The 17,251-nt window shown below is 34.3% G+C and carries 16 protein-coding genes; 4 read left to right on the top strand and 12 right to left on the bottom strand.

Annotation, left to right across the window (positions count from 1 at the left end; genetic code table 11):
* Positions 1-85 precede the first annotated feature (85 nt).
* Positions 86-964 carry an IS982 family transposase gene (locus CSW08_RS12480; protein ID WP_106658080.1) on the top strand — a complete coding sequence of 293 codons (879 nt, stop codon included), beginning with the start codon at positions 86-88 and terminating at the stop codon, positions 962-964.
* Here the strand turns inward: CSW08_RS12480 and CSW08_RS12475 are convergent.
* Together CSW08_RS12475 and fahA are read right to left on the bottom strand one after the other, a co-directional pair.
* Positions 961-1,323 (bottom strand): hypothetical protein, encoded by a 363-nt coding sequence (locus tag CSW08_RS12475; protein WP_203226889.1) that lies wholly within the window; start codon positions 1,321-1,323, stop codon positions 961-963. The genes CSW08_RS12480 and CSW08_RS12475 overlap by 4 nt on opposite strands.
* A 254-nt stretch (positions 1,324-1,577) precedes the next feature.
* Positions 1,578-2,864 carry a fumarylacetoacetase gene (gene fahA / locus CSW08_RS12470; protein WP_106660211.1) on the bottom strand — a complete coding sequence of 429 codons (1,287 nt, stop codon included), beginning with the start codon at positions 2,862-2,864 and terminating at the stop codon, positions 1,578-1,580.
* A 200-nt stretch (positions 2,865-3,064) separates the two neighbouring features.
* Between fahA and glyA the strand changes: the two genes are divergently transcribed.
* Positions 3,065-4,336 (top strand): serine hydroxymethyltransferase, encoded by a 1,272-nt coding sequence (gene glyA, locus CSW08_RS12465; protein ID WP_106660210.1) that lies wholly within the window; start codon positions 3,065-3,067, stop codon positions 4,334-4,336.
* Positions 4,337-4,897: 561 nt separating this feature from the next.
* Here glyA and CSW08_RS18550 read toward each other — a convergent pair.
* From CSW08_RS18550 to CSW08_RS12440, 5 genes are all read right to left on the bottom strand, one after another.
* Positions 4,898-5,335 carry a KilA-N domain-containing protein gene (locus tag CSW08_RS18550; protein WP_449394548.1) on the bottom strand — a complete coding sequence of 146 codons (438 nt, stop codon included), beginning with the start codon at positions 5,333-5,335 and terminating at the stop codon, positions 4,898-4,900.
* A gap of 267 nt (positions 5,336-5,602) precedes the next feature.
* A complete protein-coding gene (locus CSW08_RS12455; protein WP_106660209.1) occupies positions 5,603-6,121 on the bottom strand; it encodes a GNAT family N-acetyltransferase in 519 nt (172 codons plus the stop codon).
* A gap of 454 nt (positions 6,122-6,575) precedes the next feature.
* Positions 6,576-7,049, bottom strand: coding sequence for a hypothetical protein (locus CSW08_RS12450; protein ID WP_106660208.1), 474 nt, complete (start codon positions 7,047-7,049; stop codon positions 6,576-6,578).
* A gap of 128 nt (positions 7,050-7,177) precedes the next feature.
* A complete protein-coding gene (locus CSW08_RS12445; RefSeq protein ID WP_106660207.1) occupies positions 7,178-8,743 on the bottom strand; it encodes a right-handed parallel beta-helix repeat-containing protein in 1,566 nt (521 codons plus the stop codon).
* A 71-nt stretch (positions 8,744-8,814) separates the two neighbouring features.
* Positions 8,815-9,204, bottom strand: a complete 390-nt coding sequence (locus CSW08_RS12440) for an acyl-CoA thioesterase (RefSeq protein ID WP_106660206.1) — start codon at positions 9,202-9,204, stop codon at positions 8,815-8,817.
* Between the two features lie 179 nt (positions 9,205-9,383).
* Between CSW08_RS12440 and CSW08_RS12435 the strand changes: the two genes are divergently transcribed.
* On the top strand, positions 9,384-9,707 hold the full coding sequence (locus CSW08_RS12435; protein WP_106660205.1) for a hypothetical protein: 324 nt from the start codon (positions 9,384-9,386) through the stop codon (positions 9,705-9,707).
* 70 nt (positions 9,708-9,777) lie between these two features.
* Here CSW08_RS12435 and galK read toward each other — a convergent pair whose 3' ends face one another.
* The 4 genes from galK to CSW08_RS12415 form a co-directional block, all read right to left on the bottom strand.
* Positions 9,778-10,923: a galactokinase gene (gene galK, locus CSW08_RS12430; RefSeq protein ID WP_106660204.1), complete on the bottom strand. Its 1,146-nt coding sequence runs from the start codon at positions 10,921-10,923 to the stop codon at positions 9,778-9,780.
* A gap of 25 nt (positions 10,924-10,948) precedes the next feature.
* Positions 10,949-11,614, bottom strand: coding sequence for a 3'-5' exonuclease (locus tag CSW08_RS12425; RefSeq protein WP_106660203.1), 666 nt, complete (start codon positions 11,612-11,614; stop codon positions 10,949-10,951).
* Positions 11,615-11,739: 125 nt separating this feature from the next.
* A complete protein-coding gene (locus tag CSW08_RS12420) occupies positions 11,740-13,656 on the bottom strand; it encodes a DUF294 nucleotidyltransferase-like domain-containing protein (RefSeq protein WP_106660202.1) in 1,917 nt (638 codons plus the stop codon).
* A gap of 27 nt (positions 13,657-13,683) precedes the next feature.
* Positions 13,684-14,298 carry a fumarylacetoacetate hydrolase family protein gene (locus CSW08_RS12415; RefSeq protein ID WP_106660201.1) on the bottom strand — a complete coding sequence of 205 codons (615 nt, stop codon included), beginning with the start codon at positions 14,296-14,298 and terminating at the stop codon, positions 13,684-13,686.
* A gap of 677 nt (positions 14,299-14,975) precedes the next feature.
* On the opposite strand from CSW08_RS12415, the gene CSW08_RS12410 reads away from it, so the two are divergent.
* On the top strand, positions 14,976-16,202 hold the full coding sequence (locus CSW08_RS12410; RefSeq protein WP_238987260.1) for a serine hydrolase domain-containing protein: 1,227 nt from the start codon (positions 14,976-14,978) through the stop codon (positions 16,200-16,202).
* A 39-nt stretch (positions 16,203-16,241) separates the two neighbouring features.
* Here the strand turns inward: CSW08_RS12410 and CSW08_RS12405 are convergent, their stop codons facing one another.
* Positions 16,242-17,147 carry an IS982 family transposase gene (locus CSW08_RS12405; RefSeq protein WP_106657880.1) on the bottom strand — a complete coding sequence of 302 codons (906 nt, stop codon included), beginning with the start codon at positions 17,145-17,147 and terminating at the stop codon, positions 16,242-16,244.
* Between the last annotated feature and the right edge of the window lie 104 nt (positions 17,148-17,251).

Genomic DNA, 17,251 nt, shown 5'->3' with positions numbered 1-17,251 from the left:
ACCCGTTGTGCATTATGATTTAAAAGAAAAAAGTTGTCCATATTACTGATAATCAGTAAATTGTTTTAGCGATAAAACATTAATTATGAACAACTTAAATGCAAATTACGAAAGAATATTGGAAGTATTACAAAAAATATCAAAAGAACAACTTTTGGACTATCAAAGACGTCGACCGAAGCTGAGTGATTTGGAACTGATTTGTTTAAGCTTAACAGCTGAATTTATGGGAATAGATAGTGAGAATGATTTATTTAGAAAGCTCCCTGTCATTATTGCCTCAAAAATAGACAGGAGCGTCTACAATCGAAGAAGACGGAAATTAGTAGGTTACATGGATGATATCCGATTAAGATTAGCCTCTCATTTTAATGAATTTGAAGATTATTTTATAGTGGACAGTATGCCTTTAGAGGTTTGTAAATTATCACGAAGTTCCCGTTCGAGAGTCTGTAAAGAGGATGCCTATGCTTTTCCTGACAAAGGCTATTGTGCCTCCCAAGGTTCCAATTATTATGGTTATAAGCTGCACGCCGTCTGTTCTATTAAAGGTGTTTTTCAAAGTGTCGATTTGAGCCCTGCATCGGTACACGATGTCAATTACCTTAAGGACATTAAAGCACAAATGGGCGATTGCACTTTAATTGGAGATAGAGGGTATCTATCAGCAGAAATACAGCTCAATTTGTTTGAAACCTGTAACATAAAGCTAAATACACCTATGAGAAGCAATCAAAAAGATTATAAAAAACAACCTTACATTTTCAGAAAAAAGAGAAAAAGAATAGAGACATTGTTCTCACAATTATGTGACCAATTTATGATAAGACGTAATTATGCCAAGTCTTTTCGAGGATTTAAGACTAGGATCCTATCTAAAATAGCGGCCCTTACAACAATTCAATATATCAATAAGTTTATTTTTGATAGAAACATCAACAATATTAAAATTAGCATTATTTAAAATGCACAACGAGTTTCTCTATTATTTATATATAATGGAAGTAAGGGTTTGATGCGTTCTTGACGGTTATCAAGTCCCACATACATATCGTATATTTTCAGGTAATTTTCTGGATTGCTATCTTTATTCAAATAGTCAATAGTATTCAAGTCACGTTCGGTAGCTTTATTGAACGCATCTTCAAGCATAACAATAAATTCCGTTTTTCCTTTTTTGTCTTTATTGGTTCTTAATTTACCAATGCCATCACTAATAGCTTGGTCGTAATTACCAGAGCTAACCGCTTTTTCAATCTGTTTGCTTGTACTACAGGAAATGATAAAGATTACAATAAATGTAGAAAGTACTATTTTTTTCATACTCAATAGGGTTGGTTTATTTGATTTGGTTGTCAAATGCAGTGCCAAAACTATTAAATATATAGATAAAACTCAAATAAATCCGTTTAAATGCGATTTACCGTCATTACAAAGGAAGTACGACTGAGGTAATCTGTATGTCATCGCGAGTATAGCGAAGCAATCTGTTTGTTTAGTTATGCATCATGAGATTGCTTCGTGCCTCGCAATGACGATTAAGAGATTGCTACGTCCTCGCAATGACAGCCATCATTTTATTTTTTCTTAACAAAAACAGGAAGCAATTGAGAGGACACTTCACCAAAACCAATACGTGTACCATCTTTTTCGCAATGACCCCGCATGATTACTGTATCGTAATCATTGACAAATTTACGCTCGCTACCATCTTTCATTTTTATGGGTTTTTCGCCAGCCCAAGTCAGTTCCAACATAGAGCCATAAGAATCTGTCGTCGGTCCAGAAATAGTACCGCTACCCATTAAATCGCCAGCATTGATAGGACAGCCATTTATGGTGTGATGTGCCAATTGTTGCGACATATTCCAGTACATGTGCTTAAAGTTGGTTTTACTAACGATGGTTTCTTTGGCATTTTTCGGCTGTACGGCAACCTCTAAACTGATATCGAAACTTTTTTTGCCCGTAAAATGTAAATATGGCAATTGAGGTTTAATAGGTTTCGGTCCTTCAACCCTAAAAGGTTCTAAGGCATCTAAGGTCACGATCCAAGGTGAAATGGAAGATGCAAAATTTTTGGAAGAAAACGGCCCTAAAGGCAAGTATTCCCATTTTTGGATATCACGTGCGCTCCAATCATTCAATAGTACCAAACCAAAAATATATTCTTCGGTTTCGTCCGCAGGAATGGGTTCTCCCAAATCGTTTGCAACCGTGGTAATGAAAGCCATTTCCAATTCAAAATCAACTGCTTTTGAAGGTCCGAAAACAGGTTCGGTAGCACCATCAGGAAATGTTTGACCTTGTGGTCTGTGAACCGAAATCCCAGAAGGAATAATGGAAGAACTTCTACCATGGTAAGCCACAGGAATGTGTAGCCAATTGGGTAATAAGGCATTATCAAAGTCCCTTATCATAGCACCAATATTGGTGGCGTGTTCTATACTTGAATGAAAATCGGTGTAATCGCCAATATGAACCGGCAATTGCATTTCTATTTCGTCTAAACGAAATAACACGATTTCCTTATGTTTTACATTATTTTTTAGGGTCTTGTTTTCTGCATCAAAAATTTGTGCAATCTTGTTTCTTACGGCGCGCCATGTTTTTCTGCCATCAGCAATAAAATCATTCAACGTATCTTGAAGAAAAATATCATCGGTTAACGGTATATCATCAAAATAGCCCAATTGATGCAAAGCACCAAGGTCTATGGCTGTATCGCCAATTCTAGTCCCAATAGTTATGATATCATCCCGCGTTAAGAATACACCAAAGGGAATATTCTGAATAGGGAAATCAGAATTCTTGTCTACGTGTAACCACGATTTTCTATCTGGATTGTTAGCTGCAAATGGCATAACTATAATTTGATTAGTGTTATTTATTCTATTCAAACCTACATATTTTTTTTCTTAATATTGATAAAAAAATGTAAAATATGATTTAACATAAAGGTTGATAACCTCGTTAAAAACTTAAAAGTAAATATATGTTTTTTCATGTATTTAACTAATCTATTTGTTATTTTTGCCGAATATTTAAACTAGAATGTAATTTTATGCAACGCGACGAACAAATTTTTGAACTTATACAAGCTGAAAAAGAACGCCAACTACATGGTATTGAACTTATTGCATCAGAGAATTTTGTTAGTGACCAAGTGATGGAAGCTGCTGGCTCTGTGTTAACAAATAAGTATGCAGAAGGCTACCCAGGCAAACGTTATTATGGCGGTTGCGAGGTGGTTGATGAAGTAGAGCAAATAGCGATTGATAGAGCAAAAACCTTGTTTGGAGCAGACTATGTTAACGTACAACCACACTCAGGAAGTCAAGCCAACACAGCGGTTTACCATGCGTGTTTAACACCAGGCGATAAGATTTTAGGATTCGATTTATCCCACGGAGGCCATTTAACACATGGGTCTCCAGTAAATTTTTCCGGTAAATTATACAATCCCGTATTTTATGGGGTGGAGCAGGAGACAGGGGTTTTGAACTACGATAAAATTCAAGAAATAGCTACTAAGGAACAACCAAAATTAATCATTGCAGGCGCATCAGCGTATTCCCGTGATATTGATTTTAAACGTTTTAGAGTGATTGCCGATAGCGTGGGCGCTATTTTAATGGCGGACATTTCGCATCCTGCGGGATTGATTGCCAAAGGGATTTTAAACGATCCGATGCCACATTGCCATGTTGTTACCACTACCACCCATAAAACCCTAAGAGGTCCGAGAGGTGGTTTGATTATGATGGGTAAGGATTTCGATAACCCGTTTGGAATTACTTTAAAAGATGGTAGTTTACGTAAAATGTCGTCGTTATTGGATTCTGCGGTGTTTCCTGGAAATCAAGGAGGCCCATTAGAGCATATTATTGCCGCAAAAGCGATTGCTTTTGGTGAGGCGTTGACCGATGACTTTTTACAATATCAATTACAAGTAAAGCAAAATGCGGCTGTTATGGCAAAAGCTTTGGTTGATAGAGGTTATGATATCATTTCCGGTGGTACAGATAACCATTGTATGCTAATCGATTTACGCAACAAAGACGTGTCTGGGAAAGACGCAGAACAAGCCTTGGTAAAAGCTGATATTACGGTGAATAAAAATATGGTACCGTTTGATACACGTTCCCCTTTTGTAACATCTGGTATTCGTGTTGGTACCGCAGCGATTACAACCAGAGGATTGAAAGAAGATGATATGATTGCGATTGTAGATCTGATTGATGAAGTGATTATGAACCACCAAAACGAGGACGTTCTTGAAACGGTAAAAGTAAAAGTAAATGCGATGATGGAAGGCAGACCTTTATTCGTTTAGATAACTGATTGTCATGCTGAATTTATTTCAGCATCTCTCACTAGTATAAAAACAGAACCTGAACCAATTCCGATAGCTATCGGAACAGGTTTAAAACAAAAATCCTGCTTTTAAGTGGGATTTTTTGTTTTTGTGGAGTTATCATATCCTTTTTTGAATTTGCTTGGGATATGTGATCAGACTTTTATTTAAGTTTTTTAATTACTTGACTTTCAATCAATGATTTCATTTGAGTTATCGCCACTTTATTGAGTTGGATAAGCCTGTCGCTTTGAGATAAGCCTTGCCCTATAAGTAATGCGTTAATACTCTCCATATTACTCAGTACTACCAATTGTTCCAAAGTTGCATAGTCTCTTAAATTTCCTTTTTTATTTGGATTGCTATCTCTCCAAATTTTTGCAGTAATTCCGAAGAGCGCAACGTTTAGTAAGTCTGCTTCGTTTGCATAAACAAAACTTGTTTGTTGTTTTGTTATTTCTTTTGGAATTAAGTTTTCTTTGATAGCGTCCGTATGGACTTGGTAATTTACTTTGGCTAAAGTTCTTTGTAAATTCCATCCTAATTTAATCGGTCGTTTTCTTCGCTTTTTAAACGTTGGAATTCCTTAATCAAATAGATTTTGAATTGTGGACTAATCCACATTCCAAATTCAAATGCAATATCAGGATGCGCGTAAGTTCCTCCATAACGTCCTGCTGTTGCTTTCAGTCCGATTGCATTTGTTTTTTCAGTCCATTCTTTTACGCTTAATTTGTAGCTGTTCAAACCGGCCTGACTTTTAATTATGGCAAATTCGCCATAATTAAAATTTGAATTGTAAACGGTTTCCCAAATTCCAAGATATTCAACCGTGTTTCGGTTGCGAAGCCAATCGGAAATAAAGAAATCTCCGTCTTTTGCTTTTAGCATATCGGTTAATGAAATATATTCTTGTTCATTATCAAGAATTATCATAATTTCTTTTCCTTCAACTTTTATTTTCTTGCTTTTTACCATACTCAAAATTCTGTAAATGACAAATCTACAAAAATTACTTCTGTTAAGTTATGATTGTTTGTCCGGATACTCCTGCAAAATTTCAATCCATTCACTTAAATAGATTTGAGTCGCTTCATCATTAGAAAAGTAAGTTTTGGATTTTATTTGTTGCACATTCTTTTATAATATGGAACTCGTGAATATAAATATTTCTACCGTATCTTTTTAAAACGTCTTTGCGAAGGAAAAACAACTGTGGCCATCTGTTAAGTTAGATTACCTTTATTATAGGTGCAGTTTCATCATTATATCTGTTTGTACGTCGTCGCCAAGTTTAAAAATATGTTTGTCGAATTCCACAAAACCATTTTTTTTATAGAAACTTATTGCTCTTGGATTTTCCTCCCAAACGCCCAACCAAACATAGTCAGCTTTTTTTTGTTTAGCTATTTGGATTGCTTTATCGTAAAGTATTTGTCCTACCTTCTTTCCATGAAATTCTTTTAAGACATAGATGCGCTCAATTTCGAGAGCCCTGCTGTCTTTTAATTCAGTTTGTGATTCGCCATGATTGAGCTTTAAATAACCAATAGCCTCATTATCAATAGTAGCAAAATAAAATTCGGAATTTTCATCGTTAAGTTCGGCGTTAAGTTTTTCATGAGAAAACCCGTCTTCCAAATAGTTTTTCATATTCTCTTCGGTGTTTGATTCTGCAAATGTTTCTTCGAAAGTTTGCCTGCCAATTTTTTGTAATTGGCTTATATCGTTGCGGGTTACTTTTCTTATTTCAATACTTGACATTCTTCCTCACATTTTTTAGGGTTATAGTATAAAAACAGAACCTGAAACAATTCCGATAACTATCGAACAGGTTGACAATAAAAATACTGCTTTTTAAGTAGGATTTTTTGTTATTTTGGCGTTTTAACACGCTTTACGCTATATCTTTTTAAAACGTTCATTGCGAGGACGAAGGACGTGGCAATCTGCTAAATTTTAGTTAGTACCATCTTCACAACTATTTGTTTTAAAAAGGATGCCGCTTCAATCGTTAACGCGGGATAAATAATTTAATTGAAAAGTTGATAGTTTGTTTAACTTTTCTTTTATGGATAGTCGTGTTGTGGTGGAGGATTATCCGAAAGAAAATAAGAAGCTAGCACGAAAAATGACCAAGAGATTGACGTAAATAAGCTATGTTTTTGTAAACAATGTTTTTTAGTTTGTATGAAAATGTAAAAATAATTAATCTTTTCTACTTATACAGATCAGGTGTAACCTTATAATTATAAACAAAGTCCCCATTCATGTCCTTGTAATAATATGACATGGTTATATTTTTATCTCTAAAAATTTTTAATCCTGGATTTGTTCTGACATCATTTAGTATAATGTTAGTAAACTCCTTTTCGATTAAGTCAATATCAACCGACCCTTTCTCAAAATTTACCAAGGTGTAATTGTATTGAATAGTATTGCCAGATAATACAAGCGTGTTATCTAACCTAGTGTTTTCGTCAACAGTCATTGGACATTTTTTGTTTGTATCATCAGATACTTTTTGTAAATAATCTGAAAATGATTCTTGATTTATTTTGTCCTCTGATTGAGAGCTCTCAATTTGTTTGATTTTATTATATTTAGTTGAGTCTTTTTTCAATACATTAAATGCAGTTATGGAAACTACTGCCACTAAGAATAGAAGAACTATTTTAATCTTTGATTTCATGTTTTTATAGTTAGATAAATGTTGTACAGTTTTTGTGATATAATAGTTTCAATTATCTATATCAATAAGTTAAACGAATTTAGTTGAAAATATTTACAAAATCGAGTTTGAAGTAACTTTTTAAGCTGTTATTCTTCCTCAGGAAACGTCACATGCTGATAAGCGCCCAAATCCGGCGATGAAGTTCTATTCACATTTAAAATATCATTGGGCACTTGACTCGCAAATAGTGCTAAGCCTTTATTGTTGGCTGCAGATTCGTCACCAATCATGAGCTGGTTTTTAGTTGAATCTTTAAAATTGGGGTTGAGATTAAAAATATTTCCCTCGTAATGTGCGGTGTTTGTTAAATCATAATTAGGTCCCGTAAAATTATCATTGTTGTCTTGAAAACGAATCAAGCAATTGGTGAATTTAAAATTAAAAACCACGCCAGGATCTTCCACTTCATCTAAAAGGATTTCAGGATTGTCGTTTCCGTAAATAATACAGTTGTTAAAATTGGCTTCGGTTAAATCTGCAATAATGACGGTATCATCCTCATCTATCACAAAATTGTTTAAAAGCAGGGCAGGGAATTGTCTGTAACTTGTATTCCAATAATTGGCAATGGTGCAATGCGTAAAATTGTATGCACCGCCAAAAGTTCCCGCAAACGAGGATTGCCCACTGTTATTGATAACCACATTTTCGGCTGAAATAGACGTGTTTCTGCCTAAAATACCAAAATTGCTGGAGTTGTAAATTTGTGAATTGGTGATGGTTAAATTATCTGTTAAAGCATTCGGATTGCCATCACATAAAATACCAACGGACGCATTTTTTATAGTGGTGTAATTCATGGTGTTATTAATGCTACCATCAAAAAGCCAAATCGTGCCCCATTGCCCTGGCACATCCGAAAACAAAGGCTCTAAACGGTCGCCTTCTAAAATAACTTCATTTTCAAGAGTCTCTGGGTCCGTACTTAAAGCCCCGTTGATATTAAGCGTGGCACCTTCTGTAACAATCAACCCAGAATTTTCATGAAAATGCAATCTAGCACCAGCGGCAATAGTTAAGGTTTCTCCATTTGGTACGGCCGCAAAGCCATAAATAACGTACGGTTTTTCGTTGGTAAATGTGAGTTCACTAGGTAATAATTCACGACCTTGTAATTCGGTTTCTATTTGTTGACCATTAACATTAAGCGTTAAGGTTTCAATGATTTTGGTTGTATTATCTCTATCCGGATAAATAAATACCGCATCTTGAACCAAGGTTACCAATTCTACTATTTGAAGGTTTGAGCTGGTGTCAAACTCAATGTAATCTGTGTACAAATATTTCCCCTCGGGATTTGGGAAATTATTAATATCTATAGTCGTTTCAACAAAAATAAACAGACTGTCTTTTGCTAATATTTCTACATTTTCAAATACCTTCCCGGCCATGCCATCCACATTCAATCGGTATTGAGACCCCTCTCCCAATCCTAATTTTACAACGGGAACAACAATATTTTCATTGCTTCTATTATAAACTTTTAAACTATAGGTGCTAGAGCCAATATTGCTGAAAACAGTATCTAAATACACGGTGTCTTTTGAAAATTCCAAACTACCAGTGCTCGGCGAAAATTCAAAATCCTTCCTGCAAGAGCTCCAAAGCATTAAAAAGATTAGTGTAAGTGTAAAGTATAGGTAACGTTTCATTTAAAAATGATAAGTTTTATAGGCTAAAAATATAACTTTTGAAAATGCCAACGCATATCCATACAAATTAATTATTCAAATAATTCTGAAATTTCTTTGGTAATTCGGGTTGGCCGTTTTGTTTCGGCATCAATTAAGCACCATTTGGTTTCCGAAGTTGCTAAAAGGGTGTTGGTGGTTTTGTTTGTTATTTCAACCACCCGATGGCAAACTGCTCCTTTATATTTTGCAACATAGGTTTTTACATTGATTGTATCACCTAAGAAGGCGGAATTTTTATATTCTATAAAATGCGTGATTAAAACCCAAAAGTATCTTTTTAAAATGGCCTCTGTGGCATTACTTTCCCAGTGTAGTTTAGCGACGTCTTGCACCCATTGTACATAATGCACGTTGTTGACGTGTAAAATATCATCTAAATGGCTTTTTTTAACGGTGATAACAGATTCGAATACTGACATTTTTAATTTTTTAAGTCACTAAAATACTTTTATTTTAAATATATAAAAACAGCAACGCTTTTATTAGTTATATTGTTGAATCTTTCGTTGAATTATGTAAATTTTTACGAAAATAATGTAATGAGCTAAAATTCTTTAAGATTTAAATTTGTAATGTTTAATAATTAAAATCATAACCAATGAGAAAATCAATTATTTTATTTTTAGTGATGCTATCCATAGTGTCATTTTCAAGTCCGGTAATGGCTTCTGAAAAAGATCCAAAGCCTAATAGTACAGCAACTACGAATAAAGTAGAAGAAATCCCCGCTGAAGTTCAAGTGATGTTGGACCGTTTAGAAGAGATAAAAGCGATGGATAAATCGGATTTGAAATCTGCTGAAAGAAAAGAACTTCGTGCCGAAGTTCGTGAAATTAAATCAACCCTCCGTGCTGCTGGAAATGGTCTTTACATTTCAACTGGTGTTATTATTATCATTTTATTGCTAATCATCATCTTATAAAACTATTTAAGATTTAAGAGAACTTATATCCTTACTGTTTAAGTTCTCTTAAATTTTTATAATTATGTCTTTATTTTATTATATGTGTTCCGTTGGATAGTTCTACAAAATATACGGAACATGATTTATTGAATTTCTTTTTATAGGCTACAGATGTGTTTTCCGCAAAATTTTCAACGGCATTTTTTGCGACAAGATTAATAGTACAGCCACCAAAACCACCACCCATCATTCTAGCTCCCAATACATGTTTGTTTAGTTTGGCCTGATCTACCAGAAAATCCAACTCCTCACAACTGACTTTATATTGATGTTGCAGCCCATAATGAGAGCCGTAAATTAGATTTCCTAAAGTCACTAAATCTCCTTCTTCAATAGCTTTTGAAGCTTTGATGGTTCTATCATTTTCTTGAATGACAAACAAGGCTTTTTGATAGTTTTCGGGTGTTACTTGGTCTTTAATAGCTTCCAAATCTAGCTCAGTGGCATCTCTTAAAGCTTTAATACCTAGCAGTTCTGAAATATGTTCACAAACCGAACGCCTGTCATTATAAGCACTGTCCGATAAACTATGTTTTACATTGGTGTTAATTAGCATGAGTTGGTGGTCTTTAAAATCGATTTCATAAGGTTTAGATTCCACCGTTCTGCAATCCAATAACAGGGCATTGTTTTTAATACCAAACATACTGGCGTATTGATCCATAATTCCACAGTTAACGCCCACATAATTATGTTCTGCTTTTTGGGAAACAAGAATCATGTCGTGTTTGGATAGGCCTAAATTGAAAAGCTCATTTAAACCGTAAACCACACTGTTTTCGAGTGCTGCTGATGAAGACATGCCAGAACCAGCGGGAATATCACCTTTAAAAACCAAATTGAAATTACCAATACGATGGCTTCTATTTTGAATTTCGGCAATAACACCAAAGACATAATTTTCCCAGCTTCCTTGTTTGGAAGGTTTTAAATTTTCTAATGAAAATTCAATAGCGCTATCCATGTCCAAAGCATGAGCCGTGGATGTTCCAGCATCACTTTTTTGAAAAGCGGCAACGATGCCTTTATTTACAGCTGCAGGAAATACAAAACCATCATTATAATCTGTGTGTTCGCCAATAATATTGATTCTTCCAGGGGAAAAAATAAGTAAAGGCTCTGTTTTAAAGATGTTGATGAATGTTGATTTTACGCTATTAATTAATGTATTCATTGATTTTAAATGATTTAATGAAGGGTTATTTTAATAAATAATCCCATTTTAATACGTTTCTTTTGTCCAATCGAGCTATTGTTTTTAAGAACACTAAAGCTGTAATAAGTGCATCACCAATAGAGGTGTGCCTATCTGCCATAGAAACATTAAGTTCTTTACACAAATCGTCCAAGGTATAATGTTTTTTCAAATTTTCGTGGTAAATGATATGTTTGGATTTGGAAAATAGCGCGCCTGTGTCTATACATTCGTTTTTTAATTTTCCCAAGCCGTGTCTTGAAAGCATCTCGTTTATCATACCATAATCGAAACCCGCATGATGGGCAATTAAAATATCGTTATTAATGTAAGTCAAAAAGCTTTTAATAGCGTCTATTTCTGAAACCTTTTCTAAATCGCCATCTTTTAAAATACCATGGATTTTTACGGTTGCAGGTTTAAAAACAGCTTGTTTTATATAGATTTCGAGCGTGGTATTTGCTTTGATGGTTTTATTGATAATTTCAACAGCACCAAGAGATAATATGCGGTCTTCTTTTTTATCGAATCCAGTGGTTTCGGTATCAAAAGCGACAAAACGGGTTTCATGAATTGGTTTCTTGATTTTTTTATCAAAGCTATCCACATAAGCTTTCCAGAAATCCGGATGATTGTCATTATATTTTTTACGAAACCAAGTCCAATTCATATGTAAATATTTATTGTTTTTTAATGGTCATATGGACACGAGCGATAGCGAACTGGCGAAGCAATCGCTTTATTTTCATCGGTCTTTGTTTGCACAAAATTTATTGTTAATGGCGATTTCATATATTAAAAATTTGCTAGATCAAAACGTAATTTAAGGGATTCTTGAATATCGTGAAGCGGTTTAAAACAACGTTTCAATTTTAGCTTTTCTTCTTTGGTTAAAGCTTCTAAGTCTATTAATTTCCCAGAATCATTGTGAAGGATGCCTTGTTTGGTCTTGAATTTTAAAAGCGCTTTAAACGCATAGGCACAAGATTCATAAAGTTCTTTGTTGTTGGGTTCCAACTCTGCCATTTTTTCAAAACGCTCGTAGGTATTATTAATGCCCCTAACTTGTTTGCTTAAAACGAGCAAACGAGCGGTATCGATAAGCGGCATAAGTGCCCTGTATTTTATATTAAAAAGATCTTTTTGTTCGCCATCTTGTTCTACCAAAAACTGCTTAAAAAATCCAAGAGGCGATGGATTTTTAAGTGCATCCCTGCCTAAATACCTAAAGAACAAAGAGGTTTTGCCAAGTGTTTCGTAAATGGCATCCGTAAGTTCTTTTTCAAGATTTTGGTTACCATAAATGTGGTTAAAATCAAAAAATATGGAGGACAGCAATATGGCTTTATCATCGGGATTCATAATCCAGCTTCTAAATTGAGCTTTCCATTCGGAAATGGATTTGCACCAAGCAGGATTGCTCGCCATCATATCGGCTTCACAATATTCAAATCCGACTTTATTTAAAGATTTGGTGACTAGTTTCGATAACTCCAAAAAGTAGTTTTGCGTTTCTTCATATTTGTCTTCTGCAACATCTTCAAAAACCAAGGCATTATCTTGGTCCGAAAACAGTAATTGTTCCTTTCTACCTTGACTGCCCAGTGCCAACCAAGAAAAGGTGACTGGTGGTGGTGTCGGCATTTTTTCTAGAGCAATTTCTATGGCTTTCATGGTTACCGCATCATTTATTTGGGAAATGATGTTGATAATATGCGTCAAAGGAATATTTTGGTCTAAGTAACTTTTTAATAAGCCATTGGCTTTTCTTCGGGCAGTTCTTAGTGTTTTGGTTCTACTGGCACGTTTGATATCTTTAAGGATGGCAGTTGGATTATTTCCTAAAGACGTAAGAACATCGTGGTTTGTTAAAACACCTATAAGTTTAGAGTTTGGTGTGCCATCTTCAGTAATACACAAATTCCCTATATTATATTTTATCATTTTTAGTTGGGCATCTGCAACGGTCAAGTCTTTTTTATCTGAAATAACGGGAGAGGACATAATATTGGTGACAACGGTTGTAATGGGAAATAAACCTGTAGCTATTTTATTTTTTATATCGCTACTTGTAATGATGCCTATAGGATATTTTTTATCGTCAACAACAATCATACAACCAATTTTGAATTCGCTCATTTTTATGGCGGCCTCTTTAAGCGTCGCGTTTTCTTTACAACAAACAGGATTTTTAGTATAATTTGCTGTTTGAAAGTTTACAATGTCTTGCGACGTATTTGGTAAATAATCTACAAATATTTTGGTATTTTCTTCGGCCGTGTAAGGGTCGTAAGCATTGGAAGCAAACGATGTGATTAAATATTTGTAGACGTTAACGTTGTTTTTTGTAACCGATTGGAAAATGTCTATGGGTATGGCATACACAATGGATTCTTCATTGGCAATGGCAGTAAGCTTGTAGTTTTCTTTGATAATTAAGGGGCGTACACCAAAGATGTCTCCAGCATCATTAATGTTAACCATATGCTTGTTGCCATCAGTATCATGATGATATAAACTAACGCCTCCATTCCTCACAACATAAAAATACTCATGATAAACTTCGTCTTTTTTATAAAGTGTATCGCCTTTTTCTAGATATATGATATTAACGTCCGTCGCAATTTCAAAAAGATGCTTTTCTTTTAAAAGATTAAAAGGGGGGAAGTCTTTTAAAAAATCGCTAATACGTTCTGCAATGGAATTTTTCATCTGTTAAATATAAACTAAAGACCTAATTTATATCATTTTAAAATCCAGTAATAAGTCGCCTTCAATAGCTGCCTGTAAATGATCGCCTTTAAACGTTGCGCCAGCACCCAAGGCTGGTGTTCCTGTAAAAATAAGATCACAAGGCATTAAGGTCATGTACGAAGACACAAATGCGATGATGTCGCTAAAACTGTAAATCATAAAACTGGTATTTCCAACTTGCTTTTGTTCGCCATTAATCAGCAAATCAAAATTTATATTATTTAAATCAGGAAAGTTTGAAACCGATTTAAACGATGACACAGGTGAGGCCCCATCAAAACCTTTAGCCAATGCCCAAGGACCTTTGTCATTTCTGCTCGCCGTTAAGACATCTTTAGCTGTAAAATCGATTCCGACACCAATCTCAGATATATATGAATCGGCATCTTTTAGCGCAATGTTTTTACCTTGTTTTCCTATTTTAGCAACCAATTCAACTTCATAAATCAATTCTTTAGTAATTGCTGGAAATTCAACATTTTTATTGTCTGTTACCAATGTGGTATCTGCTTTTAAAAATATGGTTTGAAAACCTGTTCTTAATGTGTTTATTTCTGCCTTATCACTCACATAATTTTTACCAATGCCTATAATTTTCATGAATAAATATTTAAAATGATTGTGTTTAATTTTGAATAGTTAAAAGTAATAAATTAGCAAAGTAATAATGCACTCTTTTTAATGATTTATTTAAATGGATTAGCGATATTTACATAGTAGTTCAATTTTCAAAAATTTATTATATCATGGCAAAATCACAAGACGCAAAGAAAAATGTTAAAAAGGAAGCCCTTTTAACACCGAAAGAAAAGAAAGCTGCTAAAATTGCTAAAAAGGCAAAACGCACTTAGAAACTGTTTAAATTTTATCTAAAAGCCATTTTTTGTTTCTTTTTGCCCCATATTTCGTTGAATTTTTTTCTAATAGCTCTGCTATTAAAAAAAAATCCGCCTCATCTGATCCAAAAATAATTCAAAAAAGCATCAATAAACAAAACTTAAACAGTTTCTTAGTTTTATTTCTTTTTTATGATAATTAGGCTGTCTAAAAAAACTTAAATTTCATTAAGTCAATTTTAGACAGCCTATCTTTTTATAGGCCCAAAGTTTTATATTTTTAGTTAAAGTGAAATAAATTACGTGTTTCGTCGTCTATTTATGTATTTAATCGTACATTTGATTTCATAAAACCGATTTAACCAATATTAACCTATGCAGAGATTCAAAATTTTGATAGGAATCGCGCTATTTGTTCTATGTTTAAGCGCCCTTAAACCCATGTTTAATTCTGAGACCGAAAAGGTCATTCCACCCCCCAAGCTAGATAATACTTTAGTCGATTATAAAGAGATTCAGTTATATAAATCGAATCAAAAAGTATTAAAAGAAGCTATAGAATCATATTTTAATGAGGCAATAGCCTCTGGCGATATAGTTGGAGCCGGCGTAAGTATTGTAAAAAGCGATTCCATTGTGATTTCAGAAGGCTATGGTAAAAAGAACATTAAATTTAATAACAGAGTGGATGGGGAAACTGTTTTTAGACTTGGATCTTTATCTAAAGGATTTGCCGGTATTTTAGCAGCTAGTTTAAATAATGAAGGCAAATTGCATTGGGATGATAAGGTTAGTGAGTACCTACCAGAATTTCATTTAGGAGATAAACGAAATATAGATAACATTACACTCGCTAATATATTGTCTCACACATCTGGGACACCTTACCATAGTTACACGAATCTTGTGGAAGCTGGTTTATCTTTAAGCGATATTGCTAAACGATTTAAAGACGTCAATCCCATTAGTAAACCTGGGTTAACATATAGTTACCAGAATGCCATGTTTGCACTCTGTGGTGAGGTCATGCATAAAGCTACGGGCCAAGATATTGCTACATTATTAAATGACAGGTTTTTTCAACCACTTGATATGCACAACACCTCCATGGATAACGAAACCTTAGTGCATACAGAAAATGTAGCTATACCACATTCGAAAAGCCGATATAAGTTTAAAACATTAAAACTTACTGACAAATATTACAATGCCGTTGCAGCTGGAGGTATCAATGCCAGCGCTCTTGATATGGCCAAATGGATGCGTTTTTTACTCGGGCATAACCCAGAAATAATGGATAAATCAGCTTTTGAGGACGCTTTTAATCCATTTATAGAAGTCAAGGGCCATAGTAAATATTATCAAAAATGGTCTGGACATCTAGCCTCTTATTATGGTTATGGATGGAGAATTCACAAATACTTAGAGGATACAAGTGGTCAAGAAAAAACCATGTGGCACCATGGCGGGAGTGTAAATAGTTATAGAAATGAAATCGCCATCTTGCCCGAAGACGATTTAGGAATCTGTGTACTTTTAAACAGTAATTCTAAACTCGCACAAACCGTTATTCCCGACTTGCAGAAAATTATAAAAAACATTTACAAATCAAACACATCAAAAATAGCTGCAAAAAGCACAGTTGAAAAAATAAACACCGTTTTATAAGTAGTTCATGTTTTTTTATTTAACGTGAGTTCGATGTAATTATAAAGTTAAATACAGTTGCTTTGTATCGACGAAGTTGTTTTTTAAAGAAGGTTTTCTATCTTTAAAATTATAGGCAATAAGTGAGGCAAAAATATTATTGAAGTAGTTGGTTACGCTTCTATGTCTAGAATGTTCAACTTGGCAAATGTTCTTGAGTTGGTCAAAAATAGTTTCGATAATGGCCCTTTTTCTTAAATGATAAGCATCTTGCACAGGGGTCAATAGTTTTGTTTTCATGTTCTTTTTAAGCTTGGTTACCAGATGCACTCCATTATAGAACAACTCAGTAAATAGATCTTTGGAGATGTAGCCTTTGTCACCAAAGAGCTTCCCAAACAGCTTTTTAACAAAGGCTTTGAAGCGTAAAGGTTTTCTATCATCCACATTGCCTTTAGTTATCATAAAATCAATGATACCGCCTTGGTCATTGGTGATTATGTGCAATTTGAAACCATAGAACCAACCCAGGGAACATTGTCCCCTTTGTGCCAAATCCTTGAATACCCTATGTTGGTTAATTCTTCGCTTGTCACAAACCCTTAGGGGCGTAGAATCTATAAAACTAATCCCCGTACAATTTGCCAATCCACAAACTTTGAGGTAAATAGCCAGGGGCATAAAGCTTTGCCCTTTGAGTTCCACCATACGATTATAGGATACCAGGTTTGGAAAATAACTGGTTAGATGTTTTGAGACATAGCCTATATAAAAATCCTTGAAGGTTTTATACCCGGATAAATGGAAAAGCACTTGAATGGTCATTACTTCAGAGAGGCCCATTTTTGAAGCTCTGGTGCGCTTTTTTCCATTGGCCAGTAGGCTTTTTTGCCAAAAAGGGACAAATTCAAGACAAAAATCATCAATAGAACAGAAAATTTCAGTAATTTTAGAATCGGAAATCATAGCGAAATATTTAGTTATATAATTGAAATTCAGAACTTTAATTTACTAAATTTTTCGCTTTTTTATTATAAATAAATCAACTTTTTTACGTCGAACTCACGTTA

It is taken from the genome of Confluentibacter flavum, from assembly GCF_002843175.1.
Classification (GTDB): Bacteria; Bacteroidota; Bacteroidia; order Flavobacteriales; family Flavobacteriaceae; genus Confluentibacter; species Confluentibacter flavum.
This window is presented reverse-complemented; position numbering and strand designations above follow the sequence as displayed.